This window comes from Tessaracoccus terricola, from assembly GCF_054776555.1.
Map to the genome: position 1 here is coordinate 1 of NZ_BAAHBS010000004.1, position 14,772 is coordinate 14,772.

The window sequence follows — 14,772 nt, forward strand, 5'->3', positions numbered from 1 at the left end:
GGTGCCGGCGCTGGGGCTGGACGTGGGCCGTCGGATCTGGTGGCCCAACAAGCTCCAGCCGGACTTCGAGGCGGTCGGCGAACCGAAGCGGTGACCAACTCCGCTCCGCCCCGGGTGTGGCGGCTGGCGCCCTCGGGTGGTGACAGGCGTGAACGACACGCCGTCCCCGGGCTCTCCAGAGCCTGAACGCGGCGTGTCGTTCACACCTGTCACCAGCGCCGCAGCAGCAGGGCGGTCCGCACCGTCACCCGACAGTCAGCCGAGCAGTTCGAGCAGCGCCTTCTCGAGCCCGCCCTGCCGGGCCGTGGGGGTGCGGTACCGGCGGGTGGCGGCGGTGCGGATGGTCTCGCCGGCCTCGTAGTGGTCGATGACGCGCGGGTCGATGTAGGAGTTGCGGGCAACCGCCGCGGTGTTGCCCAGGTAGTTGGAGGTCTCCAGCACCGCCTGCTTCACCGCCCGCTGCCGGGACGCCTTGCTGTCGCCCGGCTCGTCGGTGAGGGCCAGCACCTCGGCGGCGATCACCGTCGCGTGCCAGGTCCGGAAGTCCTTGGCCGTCACCTCGCCGTCGAAGAGTTCAGCCAGGTACTGGTTGACCTCGCTCGCGCCCAGGGGGCGCCAGTGCCCGTCGGCCTTGTGCGCCAACAGGTGGGCGTCGTCGGCGCGGCGCGAGCGCATCACCTCCAGCGCCGCCACGGCCGCCTCGTCGTCCACCACCACGGTGTGGGCGATCCCGGACTTGCCCTCGAAGCTGAACACCATCGAGTCGCCCCGCCGCCGCACGTGCCGACGCTCCAGCGTCGTCAGCCCGAAGGAGCCGTTGGCGTCGGCGTAGGCGTCGTTGCCGATCCGGAAGTAGCCGACATCCAGCAGCCGCACCGCGGTCGCGCACGCCCGCTCCAGCCCCATGCCCTCGGCCGCGATGTCCCGCGAGATCCGACGGCGCGCCCCCGGCAGACGGGTGGCCGCGGCGGTGATCTTCTCGAACTTCAGCCGGTCCCGCTTCCCGCGCCACTCCGGGTGGTAGAGGTACTGCCTGCGGCCGGCGTCGTCGGTGCCGACCGCCTGCAGGTGGCCGTTCGGGACGGGGCAGATCCACACGTCGGTCCACGCCGGCGGGATGGCCAGCGCGCGGATCCGTTCGACGTCCTCCTCGGGGAGGCGGTTCCCGTCGCCGTCGAGGTAGCTGAACCCCTTGCCGGCGCGGCGTCGCGTCCAGCCGGGCATTGCTGCGTCCACCCTGCGCAATCGCGTCATGGGTAGAAGCTAGCCCCTCCGGCTACTCGTCGAAGGGAAGTGCGGGCAACAGTGGGAGCTTCATCGTGAACTTGGCGCCCTTGCCGGGCTCGTTGCCGGCCTTCACCGTGCCGCCGTGCGCCTCGGCGGTGTGCACCACGATCGAGAGGCCGAGGCCGGTGCCGGGGGTGTTGCGGGCACGGTCCGAGCGGTAGAACCGGTCGAAGATGTGCGGCAGGTCGTCCTCGGCGATGCCGGGGCCGTCGTCGATGATGGTGAGCGCGCCGTCGGCGAGGATGACGTCGATCACCCCGGCGGCCGGGGAGAACTTCACGGCGTTGTCCAGCAGGTTGGTCACTGCCCGCTCCAGCGTGGACGCGTCGCCGAGGATGTGGGTGGGCTCCAGCTGCACGTTGAACGTGATCATGGGGCCGCGGCGCTGGGCTCGTTCGACGGCGGAGTCGACGACGTCGGAGAGGTCCAGCTCCTCGTGGGGGCGCTGGAGGTGGTCGTCGCGGGTCAGGGCGACGAGGTCGCCCACCAGGGCGGAGAACTCGCCCAGCTGGGCCGAGACGTCGGCGAGGATCTCGGTGCGGGCACCCTCGGGCAGCATGCCGGAAGTGTCGTCGGCGACCAGGAGTTCGACGTTGGTGCGCATCGACGTGAGGGGCGTGCGGAGCTCGTGGCCGGCGTCGGCGATCAGCTGGCGCTGCTGCTCACGGGAGGTCTGCAGCGAGCGCAGCATGCCGTTGAACGACTTGGTGAGCTCGCCCAGGTCATCGTTGCCGTAGATGCGGATGGGGTTCAGCTGGTCGGTCTGGGTGACGTTGCGCACCGCGCGCGAGAGCCGCCGCACCGGCGCCAGGGCGCCCTTGGCCACCACGAGCACCGCCACCGTCGTGGTCAGGATGCCCACCAGACCGGACAGGGCGATCACCACCCACAGCGAACGCAGGGTGGACTGCAGCGGCTCCAGCGAGCGCCCGTACATGACGGCGTAGCCGCCGTTGCTGGACTGCAGCGGCACCGAGACCACCCGGAACTGGCGGCCGTCGCTGAGCGTCACCGAACGCGCGGAAGAACCCTGCTGGAGGCGCGCGATCGCGATCTCCGTCGGGCCGCCCGGCAGCACCACGGTCTGGCCCGACGAGGTGCGCGTGTCACCGTTCACCGAGACCACGGCGAGCACCTCGTCCGGGCCCCGTAGACCGGTCACGTTCAGCCCGCCGAAGCCCGAGACGTCGTCGCCGATGGTGGCGGTGGCGGTCAGGGCGGTGGAGGTGAGCTCCTGGTCCAGTTCGTCGAGCAGGGACCAGCGCGTGATGACGTAGGCGGTGGTGCCCACCAGCAGCACGGCGAGCGCGACGCTGATGCCCGTCAGGGAGGCCAGACGGCCCTGGAGGCTCTGGCCGGTGACGATCCGTTCAACGCCGCGTCTCAGTCTGATCCAGAGGCTACCGATCACGGGGGAGTTTCACGCAGGACGTACCCGACGCCACGGACGGTGTGGATCAGGCGGGACTGGCCGCCGGCCTCGGTCTTGCGGCGCAGGTAGCCGATGTAGACCTCGAGGGAGTTCGCGGTGGCGGGGAACTCGAAACCCCACACCTCGTTCAGCAGGGTGCTGCGCTCCAGCACCTTGCGGGGGTTCTCCATGAACGCCTGCAGCAGCGCGAACTCGGTGCGGGTGAGGGAGATGTGCTGGCCGGCCCGGGTCACCTCGCGGTGCTGCGGGTCCAGCGTGACGTCGGCGAAGCTGAGCGTCTTGGAGTCGTTCTCCGCGGCCGGCTTGGAGCGGCGCGTGAGGGCGCGCAGGCGGGCGAGCAGCTCGTCGAGGGCGAAGGGCTTGACCATGTAGTCGTCGGCGCCGGCGTCCAGCCCGTCCACGCGGTCACCGACGGCGTCGCGCGCCGTCAGGATGAGGATGGGGACGTCGTTGCCGCTCTCCCGCAGCATCCGGGTGGCCTCCAGGCCGTCGAGGCGCGGCATCATGACGTCCATGATCACGGCGTCGGGGGTGTGCCCGGCGAGCTTGGCCAGGGCCTCGATGCCGTCGCCGGCCGTGATGACCTCGTCGCCCGAGTACTTCAGCGAGCGCGCGAGGGAGTCACGGACGGCCTGATCGTCGTCCACCACCAGGATCTGCATGGCAATACCCTACCCAACCGGCGGCGGTTGGCCGGGACCGACGGGCCCCGCCCGGATGTCACAGCGGGGCTTGGGTTAGTATCGGGATGAAGCTCGTCCCAGGAGAGCAAGTGACCACTCAGGTGAACGTCTCGGCAACGGCCGAGACCCGCAGCGCGGCAGACCGGTTCATGCGCAGGCTGTTGCGTGTGTCGACGACGGACAAGAAGGTCGTCGGCGACGCCCACAAGGCGTTCCGGACCTCGCTGGTGATCTCCGCCATCCGCTGCCTGATCACCTACCTGGTGGTCCCCATCGCGGTTCCGCTGCTCAGCTTCGCCGGGGTCTTCGCCGCTCCCATCGGAATCGCGCTGTGCATCGTCGCCGTCGTCAACGGGGTCCACAGCGTCCGCCGGTTCTGGATCTCCGACCACCGCATGAAGTGGCTCTACACGTGGTTCATGGCCGTCGTGTTCCTCGTGCTCGGGGTGGCCCTCCACGCAGACATCAACCGACTGATCGGGTGAGGCAAATGTCCACGCAACCAAGCACCGACAACCCCGCCGAGGCGCAGGGAGGCGCCCCTGAGGCCGACGTCCTCGAGGAGGCGCCCGAGACCGCCCCCGAAGCGGCCGACGGCGAGGAGGAGGGCCCCCAGTTCATCGAGGCCTTCGGCAAGGAGGCGATCATCTCGATCGCCCTGTTCATCGCCTTCGTGCTGTTCGCCATCATCTGCCTGCCCACCTACATCCTCTGATGCGGCCCACGCCGGTCCGGGTGGACCAGGGCGAGCAGGCACCCGCGGAGCTGGCGGAGTTCGTCCGCATCATCGACGAGACCGGGCTCGGCGCCCAAGGCATCCACCTCCACCGGGAGGGCCACACCGACCTCGAGGTGCGCTGGCGTTCCGACGACCCGACCCACGTCTTCTCCTGCTCCAAGACGTTCACCTCCCTGGCGTTCGGGATCCTGCAGGGACAGGGTCTCATCGGTCTGGACACCCGGCTGGTGGACGTCGTCGAACCGCAGGGCCCCGTGGCCGACGGCGCCGGCGAGATCACGATGGGCCACCTGCTCACCATGACCTCCGGCAGCAGTTCCACGGTGTTCACCGAGGAGGAGAAGCTCGCCGCGGACCTGGCCGGCCAGTTCTACGCCGCCTCGCTGCGGCACGCCCCCGGCGAGGTGTTCGAGTACTCCAACGGATCCACCTACATGCTGGGCCGCGCGCTGGCAGCCGTCGCGGGGCAGAGCCTGCGGGACTTCCTGCTGCCCACCCTCTTCGAACCGCTCGGCATCCTGAACCCGCTGTGGGCCACCTGCCTCGCCGGCCACACCGTCAGCGCCTACGGCCTCCACCTGCGCACCGACGAACTGGCGCGGATGGGCAGACTGCTGCTGCAGCGGGGCCAGTGGGACGGGCGGCAACTGGTGCCGTCTGACTGGATCGACGCCATGCACACCGACTGGGTGGACACCGGCCACGACGAGCCCGAGGCCCTGCGCTACGGGTTCGGGGTCTGGGACTGCACCCCCGACGGCATCTGGCGCGCCGACGGCAACCGCGGCCAGTTCGTCGTCGTCGCACCCGAGCAGCGGGCCGTGGTCACTGTCACCAGCCACGAGGAGTTCGAGATGTACGACGTGCTGCGCGCCGTCTGGGACGGCGTCCTGCCCGAACTCGGCTGACCCGTCCGCAAGAGCCTTGCGATGGGGTCGGTCTACCAACCCGTACGCAGGACGCTTGCCCAGAGCCCTGCCGACCCGTTGGCAAGTCCCTTGCGTTGGGGTCGGTCTACCGACCTGTTCGCAGGGACGCTTCCCGGAGGTTGCCTAGGCTGGGGCCATGACCTCACTCGTTTTCGTCTGCCTGGGCAACATCTGCCGCTCACCGATGGCCGAGCGGGTGGCCCGCCGGGTGGCCGCGGACCGCGGCCTGGACCTGGAGATCTCCAGCTACGCCCTCTCCACCGAGGAGGCCGGCAACCCCATCGACCCGCGCGCCGTCGCCGTCCTCAGGGCCGCCGGGTACGACACCGACGGCCACCGCGCCCGCCAGATCACCGCCGCCGACGTGGAGGCCGCGGACCTGGTGGTTGCGGTCGAGCCCTACCAGGTGGAGCGGCTGCGCCGGATGAGTCCCGGTGCGGACAACATCCGGCTCCTCAACGACTTCAACCCGGACATGGCCCCCGGCACCGCGCTCGAGGACCCCTGGTACGGCGACGCCGAGGGCTTCCACTCCACGCTCGCCGACGTCGAGGCCGCCATCCCCGGAATCCTCGACGAGGTGCTCGCCTCCGCCCGGTAGTCTGCTGTCTTCGAAAGGCGACGAAAGGCCGCAAGCGTGGGAGACCTCAGGGGACGCAGCTTCACCAAGGAACTCGACTTCACCAGCGACGAGTGGCGCGGGCTGCTGGAACTGTCCGCAGAGTTGAAGGCCGCCCGCCGTGAGGGCCGCGAGGAGCAGCGGCTGCGCGGCCGCAACGTCGCCCTCATCTTCGAGAAGACCTCCACGCGGACCCGCTGCGCCTTCGAGGTGGCCGTCGCCGAGCAGGGCGGCAACACCACCTACCTCGATCCGTCGGGCTCGCAGGTCGGGCACAAGGAGTCCGCCGCGGACACCGCCCGGGTGCTGGGCCGCTGGTACCACGGCATCGAGTACCGCGGCGCCGCGCAGGCGACGGTGGAGACGCTCGCCCAGCACGCCGGCGTGCCCGTGTTCAACGGCCTCACCGACGACTGGCACCCCACCCAGATGCTGGCCGACCAGCTCACCATGATGGAGCACTCCGGCAAGCCCCTGGACCAGGTCAGCTACGCCTTCGTCGGTGACGTGCGCAACAACGTCGGCAACTCCACCCTGATCTCCGCGGTGATGATGGGCTCCGACATCCGCCTCGTCGCGCCCGAGCAGCAGCAGACCGCCCCGGACGTGCTGGCGAAGGCGCGGGAGATCGCCGCCACCACCGGTGCCCGGATCACCGTGACCGACGACGTCGCCGCGGGTGTGGCCGGGGTGGACTTCGTCTCCACCGACGTGTGGGTCTCCCTCGGTGAGCCCAAGGAGCTGTGGGCCGAGCGGATCGAACTGCTGCGGCCCTACCAGGTCAACGCGGAACTATTGGCGCTGACCGGCAACCCGGACGTGAAGTTCATGCACTGCCTGCCCGCGTTCCATGACCGGAACACGACGGTGGGGGAGGAACTCTTCCAGGCCACCGGACTGAGTGCCCTCGAGGTCACCCACGACGTGTTCGAGTCGGAGGCCAGCATCGTGTTCGACCAGGCCGAGAACCGGATGCACACCATCAAGGCCGTGCTGGTGGCCACCCTGGCCGACTGAGCCGACAGCCATGGGCAACGGCAGGGGAGGCGGCCACTTCGCCAAGCCACCGCTCAGCAGTGCCGAACTGGTGGACCTGCTGGTGGCCCGCGGACTGGAGGTGCCGGACCGGGAACTGTCCCGCGACGCGGTGTTCCACATCGGCTACTACCGGCTGGCGCCCTACCTGCGTCCGTTCGAGAAGCAGGGCAAGGGGCACCGGATCCGGCCCGGGACCACCTTCGCCGACGTGTTGTCCCTGTACTCCTTCGACCGCGACCTCCGCCTCCTCGCCATGGACGCGCTCGCCCGCATCGAGATCGCGTTCCGGGCCGCGCTGAGTGAGGTCATGAGCCAGGTGGCGGGCGACTCCCACTGGTACACCCGGCCCCACTACTTCGCCCAGGACAATGACTTCAAGGTGCTGCAGGGCAACGTCGCACAGGCCCTCGAGCAGCCGTTCCCCGCGTTGCAGGACTACCTCCGGCGCTACCGCACCCCCGAACTGCCGCCGTCGTGGCTGATGGTGGAGGTGCTGAGCATCGGGCAGCTGAACCGGGTCCACAAGGCCCTCAAGCAGCCGGCGCATCGCCGCGCCATCGCCAGGGGACTCGGCTCCACCGATGCCGTCCTGTCCTCCTGGCTCGACGTCTTCGTGAGGCTGCGCAACCTGGCCGCGCACCACGAACGGATGTGGGACGTGCGGCTCGAGCGCTACCCGGTGGTGCCGCACCAGGATGCAGTCGAGTGGCCGCGGCATTGGGACAAGCTCCTGGAGGAGGCTGCCCAGACGATGTACTGCGTGTTCTCCGCCGTGCAGTCGATGCTGTTCACCGTGTCCCCGACGAGCCCCTGGGCCAGTGAGCTGGCCGCGCTGCTGGCGGGGCGGGAACTGGAGCGGGAGACCATGGGATTCCCGGCGGACTGGACCGAGGACCCGTTCTGGGCGCGCGCCATCGCCGCCGCCGACCCCGACTCCTTCTGAGGCTCTGCTCCCAGAACGCGAGGACCCCCGCAGACATGCGCCTGCGGGGGTCTACGGGGGCGGAGCCCCTTTGCGTGTCAGCTGAAGCGGACGATGTTGTTGAACACCCACTTCGTCTCGGGCACGTAGTTGTAGCCACCGTCCGGACGGGCGACGGAGGAGACCACGCGCGACTGGACGTAGGTGCGGCAGGCGTTCTTGCCGGTGGTCGCGGTGTCGCACTCGGTGCGCCACTGGCGGCCGGCGGCGTCGGTCCACTCACCGGTGTTGCCCAGCGGGTTGTTGGCCCAGGCGCTGCGCGACATCGGCAGGTAGGTCAGGTTGTTGAACGTCCAGGCGTTGCGCTTGAACACCTGTCCGTTGACGAGGTCCACCTGCGTGGCCCAGATCAGGGTCCAGCAGCGCTCGGTCTGTGAGTAGGGCTCGCAGGCCGTCATCCACTGGCGCCCGTTGTGGTGGTGCATGCCCGGCGTGGTGTACACGTCGAGGGGCTTCTCGGGCTCCACGGGATCCTCGGTCAGGGCCACGGTGGCCGGGAGGAAGATCTCGGTGCCGGAGGGCTCCACCACCAGGGTGACGGTGTGCTCGCCCGCGGCCAGGTCGGTGCCCTGCGGCACGGCCAGGTTGACGGTGGCGACGCCGTCGGTGACCTCGCCGCCGCCGACGAGCTCGTCGCCGATCCAGGCGCTGACGTTGGTGTTCGGCAGCTGCGGGGAGACCCTGGCGCCTTCGGCGTCGAGGAGCATGTCGAGCGTGTCCACCTGCATGCCGCCCTCGAGGGGCTGGCCGACGGTGAGCTCCACGGGTGCGTCGCCCTCGGTGAGGGTGCCGATCTCCCCGGTCACGGAGACGCCGCGCTTGGAGTAGTCCGGGCTCAGCGCGTCGCCGCTGCCGATCCAGTCCACCCAGGCTTCGAGGTCCACGCGGCCGGTGTCGGCGGTGTTGACGCCGTTGCCGAGCTCCCAGAAGTTGTCGCCACCTGCGATCAGGAAGGAGCCGGAGCCGACGGTGTAGAGCTTGGCCGGGTCGATGGGCTCGTCGTTCATGGAGATCGAGGTGATCCGGTCTCCCCACTCACGGGACTCGTCCATCGTGTAGCTGACGTTCTGGGACAGGCCGAGGGCCAGGAACGGACGGCTGGGCGTCTCCTCGTACTCCTCGCCGTTCTCGTCGCGCTGCCACTGCTGCTCCAGCACCAGCTTCAGCTGCTCACCCGTGATCTGGGTGGTCATCAGGGAGTTGGCGAAGGGCAGTACGAGGGCGGCCTCCTCGTAGGTGATGATGCCGCGGTCGAAGCTGGTGCGGGTGCCGCCCGGGTTCTGCATGCCGATGAACTCGGTGTCGCCGGCGCTGAGCTGATCGTAGAACATCTCGGCCACCATGTTGGACATCGGGGACTCGACGTTGCGGGTGCCCGAGCCCCCGCTGCCCGGGGTGGAGACGGCCTCGTTCGCGAAGCCGACCGCCACGTTGCCCTCGACAGCCGCGGTTGCGATGGCTTCGTCGGTGATGTCGCGGATGTCCTGGATCACCGGCGAGGTGCTGGCGGCGGAGTCGCCCGGCTCTACCAGCTCGGTGCCGATGAAGCCGCAGTACTCGCCCGCCGCGTCGATGCCGATCTCGATCTTCATGAGGTGCTCGGCGTACTGGCCGGCCTGCACGATCGGGGTGCCGTTGGCGGTCTCCCAGTCGTAGATCTGGTGCGTGTGGGCGTTCAGGATCAGGTCCGCGTCGGCCGAGATACCCTCGGCGATGGCGGCGAAGGCGCCGCTGGCCGCGATGTTCTCGTCGATGGTGGCGTCTCCGTCGGGTGCACCCTCGTGGAGGGACGCGATCACGAAGTCGACGTCGTCGCCGAGGGAGTCGATGACCTCGTTGATGGCGTCCACCGGGTTGGTGACGGTGAGGCCCTCGATGCCGGCGGGGGACACGAGGCTCGGCAGTGAGCCGGTCACGGCGCCGACGACGGCGATGGTGATGCCGCCCTTCTCGAAGGTGGTGTGGGTCTCGAGGCCCGTGGGGACCTCGCCCGAGGCGTCGCGCACGTTGGACACGATCATCTGGTGGTTCACGTAGGGAACCACACGGTCCAGGAGGTCCGCGGCGCCCTTGTCGTACTCGTGGTTGCCGGTGGTGGCCGAGTCCAGCCCGATCTCGTTGAGGATGTCCAGCGTGGGGAAGTCGTCCTGGATCATCGAGACGAAGGTGGAGCCGCCGATGTCGTCACCGTTGCTGATGAGCGCGACGTTGTCCACGCCCAGGGCGGCGCGTTCGTCCTCGACGGGCGTGAACAGGTCCGCTGCGGTGTAGACGTTCGAGTCCGTGAAGGAGTCGTACTGGCCGACGCGTCCATGGAAGTCGTTGTAGCTGAAGATGCTGACGGTTTGGTCCGGTGCCTCACACATCTCCGCGGCGTTGGCCACGGTCGGTGCTGCTGCCGTGCCGAGTGTCAGGCCGCCCAGCACCATTGCTGGAGCGGCCACACCGGCCGTCAGACGTCGGGAAAGTTTCATCGTGCGCTTCTTTCCTGTCGGGCATCAGATGATGCCATTTCGGGTCCTTGACGACACTCTTTCGGCCCCCATGCGAAAGGTCAAGGGGTTAAGGTGTCGTTCACCTGCGAGTAACTGGGCCGTCACCTGCAGGCCTTTCCCGTGTCGAAAACCAGGCGCTCGTCACCGCTCCGCGAGGTCATGGCACGGTGCCGGCAGCCGGTACGCTGGCCCGATGGCAGCATCGTCGGCGCCGAGGAATCCGGGCAAGGTCACCATGCAGGACGTGGCCCGGCGGGCCGACGTCTCCGCCATGACGGTCTCCAACGTGGTCAACGGCCGCGGCGCCCGGGTCAGTGAGGGCACCAGACTGCGGGTTCTGGAGGCGATCCGCGAACTTGGGTACCGCCTCAACATGTCCGCGCGGCAGTTGAAGCAGGGCCGCAGCGGTCTCATCGGGCTCGGTGTCCCGGACCTCGCCACGGCCTACTACGCCGAACTCGCCGCCCGGCTCACGGAGCGGTTCGCGGCCGAGGGCCTGCGGCTGGTGGTCGAGCACACGCAGGGCACCGTCGCGGGTGAGCTTGCCACCCTGGCCGACGCCCACCTGGACCTCTACGACGGCTACGTGCTGGCCCTGGCCGCCGGGCAGACCGCTGACATCCAACAGTTCTCGACCAGCCGGCCCGTGGTGCTGGTGGGTGAGCGGGCGCTGTCCGCCGGTCTGGACCACGTGATCATGGACAACGTCGGCGGCTCCCAGATGGCGTGCCGACTGCTCCTGGGGGCAGGTGCCCGCCGTGTGGTCCTGCTCGGCGGCGACCTCTCGCTGGGGGAAAGCATGCAGGGCCTGCGTACCCGCGGCTACCTGGCCGCCCTCGAGACCGCCGACGTGGCGCTCGACGAGACGCTTGTGCTGGCGTGCGAACCGGACACGGCCGCGTCGCACGCCGCACTGTCCGCGGCGCTGGACCAGGGCCTCACGTTCGACGCGGTCTTCGCCGTCACCGACGCCGGTGCCATCGGTGCGTTGCGGGCTCTGTGGGAACGCGGACTGCACGTCCCTTCCGACGTCCAGGTGGTGGGGTTCGACAACCTCGCGCTGGACGCCCATCTCGTGCCGTCGTTGACCAGCGTCGAACCGGACCACGACGCCATGGCCGATGCCATCTGTTCGTTGCTGCGCAGCCGCCTCGAGCAGACCGCGGACCTGCCCCCGGGACGGCTGCTGATGCCGACGGCCCGCGTCGTCGAGCGCGAGTCGACGCGTCCCCTCGGCTGAGCGCCGACGGGCCACCCTCGATGTGATCCGGACCCACTTCCGGCCTAGCCCTTGACGGCCGAGGTTGATCGGTATACTTTCATCGTGTTCCCGGTAACATTCCCGTCCGGGTCCTCCCAGATGCAGGCAAAGGAGCTTGTCATGGTCGATAATCTGTTGCGCCCCGTACTCGTTGGCCTCGTCGTCGCACTGGCGCTCGGAGGCACCCTGTCCGGTTCCCGTGCCCATGCCGAGGACCCGGACGTGGTCCGCAGCCTCACCAGCACCGACGGGGGCGACGGCACCTACTCCGTGCCCGTCCTGAACTCCGATGTCCCAGACATGAGCGTCGCCCACGTGCCCGCCGCCGAGAGCGGTGAGGGGCGCGACGTCTACTACATGATCAGCACCACGATGCACCTCAGCCCGGGCGCGCCCATCATGAAGTCCTACGACCTCGTGAACTGGGAGATCGTCAACTACGTCTACGACCGGCTCAGCATGGGTGACGCGTCGTCCCTGCGCAACGGCGAGAACTCCTACGGTGCCGGACAGTGGGCGAGCACGCTGCGCTACCACGACGGCAGGTTCTACGTGGCCTTCAACACCAACAACGTCGGTGGTGGCTACATCTTCTGGACCGACGACGTCGAGGACGGCGTGTGGGAGCGGATAGCCCTGGGACGCGGGTTCCACGACATGTCACTGTTCTTCGACGAGGCCGACGGCGGCACCCCCTACCTGTTCTACGGCGGCGGCAGCACCAGCGCCGTGCAGTTGAGCGACGACCTCACCACGGTGGTGGCCGAGTATCCGGACATCACCACCCACCGCGACTACCCCGACGTGCCCGGCATGACGTCGGCCTACGAGGGCCAGCAGGTCTTCTGGTTCGACGGCTACTACTACATCCCCACCATCACCTGGCCCCCGGGTGGCGGACGCCAGGTGGTCCTGCTGCGCTCCGAGGAACTGCTCGGCCGCTACACCGCGCCCGATGGCGAGAACACCTACGAGGCCAGGGGTGTCCTCGACTCCGACGGGTTCGCGCAGGGCAGTCTCGTCCCGGTCACCACGGACGGGGAGACCCACTGGCACGGCTTCTTCTTCCGCGACACCTTCCCCGTCGGTCGGATCCCGGCCCTCATACCCGCCACCTGGAGCGACGGCTGGCCGACGTTCGGCGACCGGGGCGAGGTCCACGTCGGCGACGAGTTCGACCACCTGGTCGACCTGCCGCCCGAGCTCGCTGCCGCCCAGCGCCTCAAGAGCGTCGTGGCCTCCGACGACTTCGCCAACGACGCCGCCCACAAGGCTTTCCGTGACGAGCATTGGGAACTGCCCGACGCGCCCGACGTCGACGAGTCCCTCCTGGGTGTCGAACTGCTCGACAACGGCGACTTCGAGGCCGGCGTGGAGCCGTGGGAGGTTCAGTACACAGCGGATCTCGAGGTGGTCGCCGACGGCGATTCCGACGTGCTGGCCGTCTCGGGTCGCATCAACAACGGATCCGGCCCGGGACAGGTCCTGGACGGGAAGCTGCAGACAGGGGTCACCTACAACTCCTCCATGCGGGTCCGCTACGACGAGGGCCCCGACACCATGGGATTCATCCTCGGGCTCAGCTACGGCGGCGGCATCAAGCAGGCCGCCAGCGCTGTCGCGACGAGGGGGGAGTGGACCGCCGTCGAGGGCAGCTTCACCGTCCCCGAGGGCGACGACGTGGGCGACGTCACCCTGGTGGTTGAGACCCCGTGGGGTCCGAACCAGACCCCGGCGGACCAGGTGGACTACCTCGTGGACGACATCTCATTCGTCGGAGAGGCCCCCGCGCAGGAGCTCCCGGTGGAGGCGGAGTACGCGTACAACGGGTCCGACCTGGACCTGGCCTGGGAGTGGAACCACAACCCGGACAACCGCTACTGGTCCCTGACCGAGCGCCCGGGGTGGCTCCGCCTGACCAACGGTCACGTCGTCACCGGGGAGGCCGACTACAGCAAGGCCGCCGGACGCGAACTCGCCCACCTGGAGGAGGCGCGCAACACCTTGTCCCAGCGGACGTTCGGGCCCAAGGCCTCGGCGGAGATCAGCCTTGACGTGTCCGGGATGCTCGACGGCGACGTCGCAGGCCTGGCCACCTACACCCGCAGCTTCGCCTATGCCGGCGTCAAGCGCGCCGACGGCGAGCTCACCCTCGGCGTGGTGCAGCGGCTGCAGCCGTTCACCGACTCCTTCGACCAGGACGCGGCCGAGGCCTTCGTCCCCGGCTCCACTGTCGAGCTGGGAGGCGCCACCGACGTGCACCTCAAGGCGGACGCGGACTTCGAGAGCTCCCCGGGGGAACTCTGGGTGCAGTTCCGCTACTCGCTGGACGGCCGGTCCTGGCAGGACCTGGGCACCCCGGCGGGTCCCCTGACGATGGACTGGAGCCTGTCGCACTTCATGGGTTACCGCTTCGGCATCTTCAACTACGCCCTCGAGCAGACCGGCGGTCACGTCGACGTGGACCACTACCTCCTCAGCGGCACGCTGAGCTCCGACGGACAGGAGCTGGACTGGAGCCTGCTGGAGGCCTCCGTCGCGGCGGCGGGCACCTTCGCCCGGGACGACCTGACCGACGAGCAGTGGGAGGAACTGCAGGGCGCCCTCGTAGCCGCACGGGCCGTGGAGTCACCGTCGACGCAGAACCAGATCGACGCGCCGGCGTACCGGTTGGCAGCCGTCGTGGCCCAGCTCCGCGCGGCAGCGGCTGCCGGACCCACGCCTTCACCTTCACCGGACCCGTCTCCGACGCCGTCGGCCAGCCCGACGCCTTCGTTGTCACCGGACCCGTCCCCGTCGGCCAGCCCCACAGCGGCCCCGACGCCAACCGCCACCCCCGGCGCGGACGCCGTCGACGTGTACAGCACCCCGGGATTCCATCGGGTGAACGGCCGGACCTGGCACACCACCTGCGAGCCGTACTCACAGACTCAGCGGTGCCGCACCGACATCTGGGCCACCACCGTCGAGCTCGTCGACGACGAGTTCGCCGGCCGCACGGGGTGGACGTTCAACAACCTGACCTACCTGCCCCTGCTGCCCAGGCAGGCATGGGCGCAGAACCCCCTCGGCCACGCGGGCGAGTGGACCTCGTCGGAGGGCCGCCAGTGGCGTACTGAGTGCGACACCGTACGAACCGGACGCGGCGGATGCCGCAGCTACATCTGGGCGGACCTGGTGGTCTCGCAGCAGGGCGCCGACGGCGTCTGGAGCCACCGGGCGACCCAAGACTGGGTGTTCAACAACATGGTCCGGTTCAGCAGCTGAGGCGGCACGGGTGGACTCCGTCCCATCCGCACCGCCCCGG

At 69.3% G+C, this 14,772-nt stretch carries 12 protein-coding genes; 8 read left to right on the top strand and 4 right to left on the bottom strand.

What is annotated here, in order from left to right; translation table 11 throughout:
• Positions 1 to 255 precede the first annotated feature (255 nt).
• The 3 genes from ACYU7G_RS05765 to ACYU7G_RS05775 are packed head-to-tail and all read right to left on the bottom strand — an operon-like array spanning position 256 to position 3,381.
• A complete protein-coding gene (locus ACYU7G_RS05765) occupies positions 256 to 1,254 on the bottom strand; it encodes a DNA topoisomerase IB (protein ID WP_461105713.1) in 999 nt (332 codons plus the stop codon).
• 22 nt (positions 1,255 to 1,276) lie between these two features.
• Entirely contained in the window at positions 1,277 to 2,698 is a 1,422-nt protein-coding gene (locus tag ACYU7G_RS05770; RefSeq protein ID WP_461105715.1) for a sensor histidine kinase, read from the bottom strand.
• Positions 2,695 to 3,381 (bottom strand): response regulator transcription factor, encoded by a 687-nt coding sequence (locus ACYU7G_RS05775; RefSeq protein ID WP_461105717.1) that lies wholly within the window; start codon positions 3,379 to 3,381, stop codon positions 2,695 to 2,697. The genes ACYU7G_RS05770 and ACYU7G_RS05775 overlap by 4 nt, the downstream gene beginning before the upstream one ends.
• A 110-nt stretch (positions 3,382 to 3,491) precedes the next feature.
• Between ACYU7G_RS05775 and ACYU7G_RS05780 the strand changes: the two genes are divergently transcribed.
• The 6 genes from ACYU7G_RS05780 to ACYU7G_RS05805 all read left to right on the top strand — a co-directional run bounded on the left by ACYU7G_RS05780 (position 3,492) and on the right by ACYU7G_RS05805 (position 7,670).
• Positions 3,492 to 3,887: a hypothetical protein gene (locus tag ACYU7G_RS05780; RefSeq protein ID WP_461105719.1), complete on the top strand. Its 396-nt coding sequence runs from the start codon at positions 3,492 to 3,494 to the stop codon at positions 3,885 to 3,887.
• A gap of 5 nt (positions 3,888 to 3,892) precedes the next feature.
• A complete protein-coding gene (locus tag ACYU7G_RS05785; protein WP_461105721.1) occupies positions 3,893 to 4,117 on the top strand; it encodes a hypothetical protein in 225 nt (74 codons plus the stop codon).
• A complete protein-coding gene (locus ACYU7G_RS05790) occupies positions 4,117 to 5,049 on the top strand; it encodes a serine hydrolase domain-containing protein (RefSeq protein ID WP_461105723.1) in 933 nt (310 codons plus the stop codon). Before ACYU7G_RS05785 ends, ACYU7G_RS05790 begins: the two co-directional genes overlap by 1 nt.
• A gap of 157 nt (positions 5,050 to 5,206) precedes the next feature.
• Positions 5,207 to 5,671, top strand: coding sequence for a low molecular weight protein-tyrosine-phosphatase (locus ACYU7G_RS05795; RefSeq protein WP_461105726.1), 465 nt, complete (start codon positions 5,207 to 5,209; stop codon positions 5,669 to 5,671).
• Positions 5,672 to 5,707: 36 nt separating this feature from the next.
• The gene (gene argF / locus ACYU7G_RS05800; RefSeq protein ID WP_461105728.1) at positions 5,708 to 6,706 is read left to right on the top strand and encodes an ornithine carbamoyltransferase; all 999 of its coding nucleotides are present in this window, start codon (positions 5,708 to 5,710) and stop codon (positions 6,704 to 6,706) included.
• Between the two features lie 10 nt (positions 6,707 to 6,716).
• On the top strand, positions 6,717 to 7,670 hold the full coding sequence (locus ACYU7G_RS05805; RefSeq protein ID WP_461105730.1) for an Abi family protein: 954 nt from the start codon (positions 6,717 to 6,719) through the stop codon (positions 7,668 to 7,670).
• A 77-nt stretch (positions 7,671 to 7,747) separates the two neighbouring features.
• Here the strand turns inward: ACYU7G_RS05805 and ACYU7G_RS05810 are convergent, their stop codons facing one another.
• Positions 7,748 to 10,183, bottom strand: coding sequence for a bifunctional metallophosphatase/5'-nucleotidase (locus ACYU7G_RS05810; RefSeq protein ID WP_461105732.1), 2,436 nt, complete (start codon positions 10,181 to 10,183; stop codon positions 7,748 to 7,750).
• 214 nt (positions 10,184 to 10,397) lie between these two features.
• Between ACYU7G_RS05810 and ACYU7G_RS05815 the strand changes: the two genes are divergently transcribed.
• Both ACYU7G_RS05815 and ACYU7G_RS05820 read left to right on the top strand, forming a co-directional pair.
• Positions 10,398 to 11,444 carry a LacI family DNA-binding transcriptional regulator gene (locus ACYU7G_RS05815; protein WP_461105734.1) on the top strand — a complete coding sequence of 349 codons (1,047 nt, stop codon included), beginning with the start codon at positions 10,398 to 10,400 and terminating at the stop codon, positions 11,442 to 11,444.
• Positions 11,445 to 11,585: 141 nt separating this feature from the next.
• Positions 11,586 to 14,732, top strand: coding sequence for a beta-xylosidase family glycoside hydrolase (locus tag ACYU7G_RS05820; protein ID WP_461105736.1), 3,147 nt, complete (start codon positions 11,586 to 11,588; stop codon positions 14,730 to 14,732).
• The last annotated feature ends 40 nt before the right edge of the window (positions 14,733 to 14,772 follow it).

Bases quoted from the DNA above. Each gene is read 5' to 3' on its own strand.
- ACYU7G_RS05790 (WP_461105723.1), top strand. From the start codon at position 4,117: ATGCGGCCCACGCCGGTCCGGGTGGACCAGGGCGAGCAGGCACCCGCG.
- ACYU7G_RS05805 (WP_461105730.1), top strand. From the start codon at position 6,717: ATGGGCAACGGCAGGGGAGGCGGCCACTTCGCCAAGCCACCGCTCAGC.
- ACYU7G_RS05810 (WP_461105732.1), bottom strand. From the start codon at position 10,183: ATGAAACTTTCCCGACGTCTGACGGCCGGTGTGGCCGCTCCAGCAATG.
- ACYU7G_RS05795 (WP_461105726.1), top strand. From the start codon at position 5,207: ATGACCTCACTCGTTTTCGTCTGCCTGGGCAACATCTGCCGCTCACCG.
- ACYU7G_RS05785 (WP_461105721.1), top strand. From the start codon at position 3,893: ATGTCCACGCAACCAAGCACCGACAACCCCGCCGAGGCGCAGGGAGGC.
- ACYU7G_RS05815 (WP_461105734.1), top strand. From the start codon at position 10,398: ATGGCAGCATCGTCGGCGCCGAGGAATCCGGGCAAGGTCACCATGCAG.
- ACYU7G_RS05775 (WP_461105717.1), bottom strand. From the start codon at position 3,381: ATGCAGATCCTGGTGGTGGACGACGATCAGGCCGTCCGTGACTCCCTC.
- ACYU7G_RS05820 (WP_461105736.1), top strand. From the start codon at position 11,586: ATGGTCGATAATCTGTTGCGCCCCGTACTCGTTGGCCTCGTCGTCGCA.
- ACYU7G_RS05765 (WP_461105713.1), bottom strand. From the start codon at position 1,254: ATGACGCGATTGCGCAGGGTGGACGCAGCAATGCCCGGCTGGACGCGA.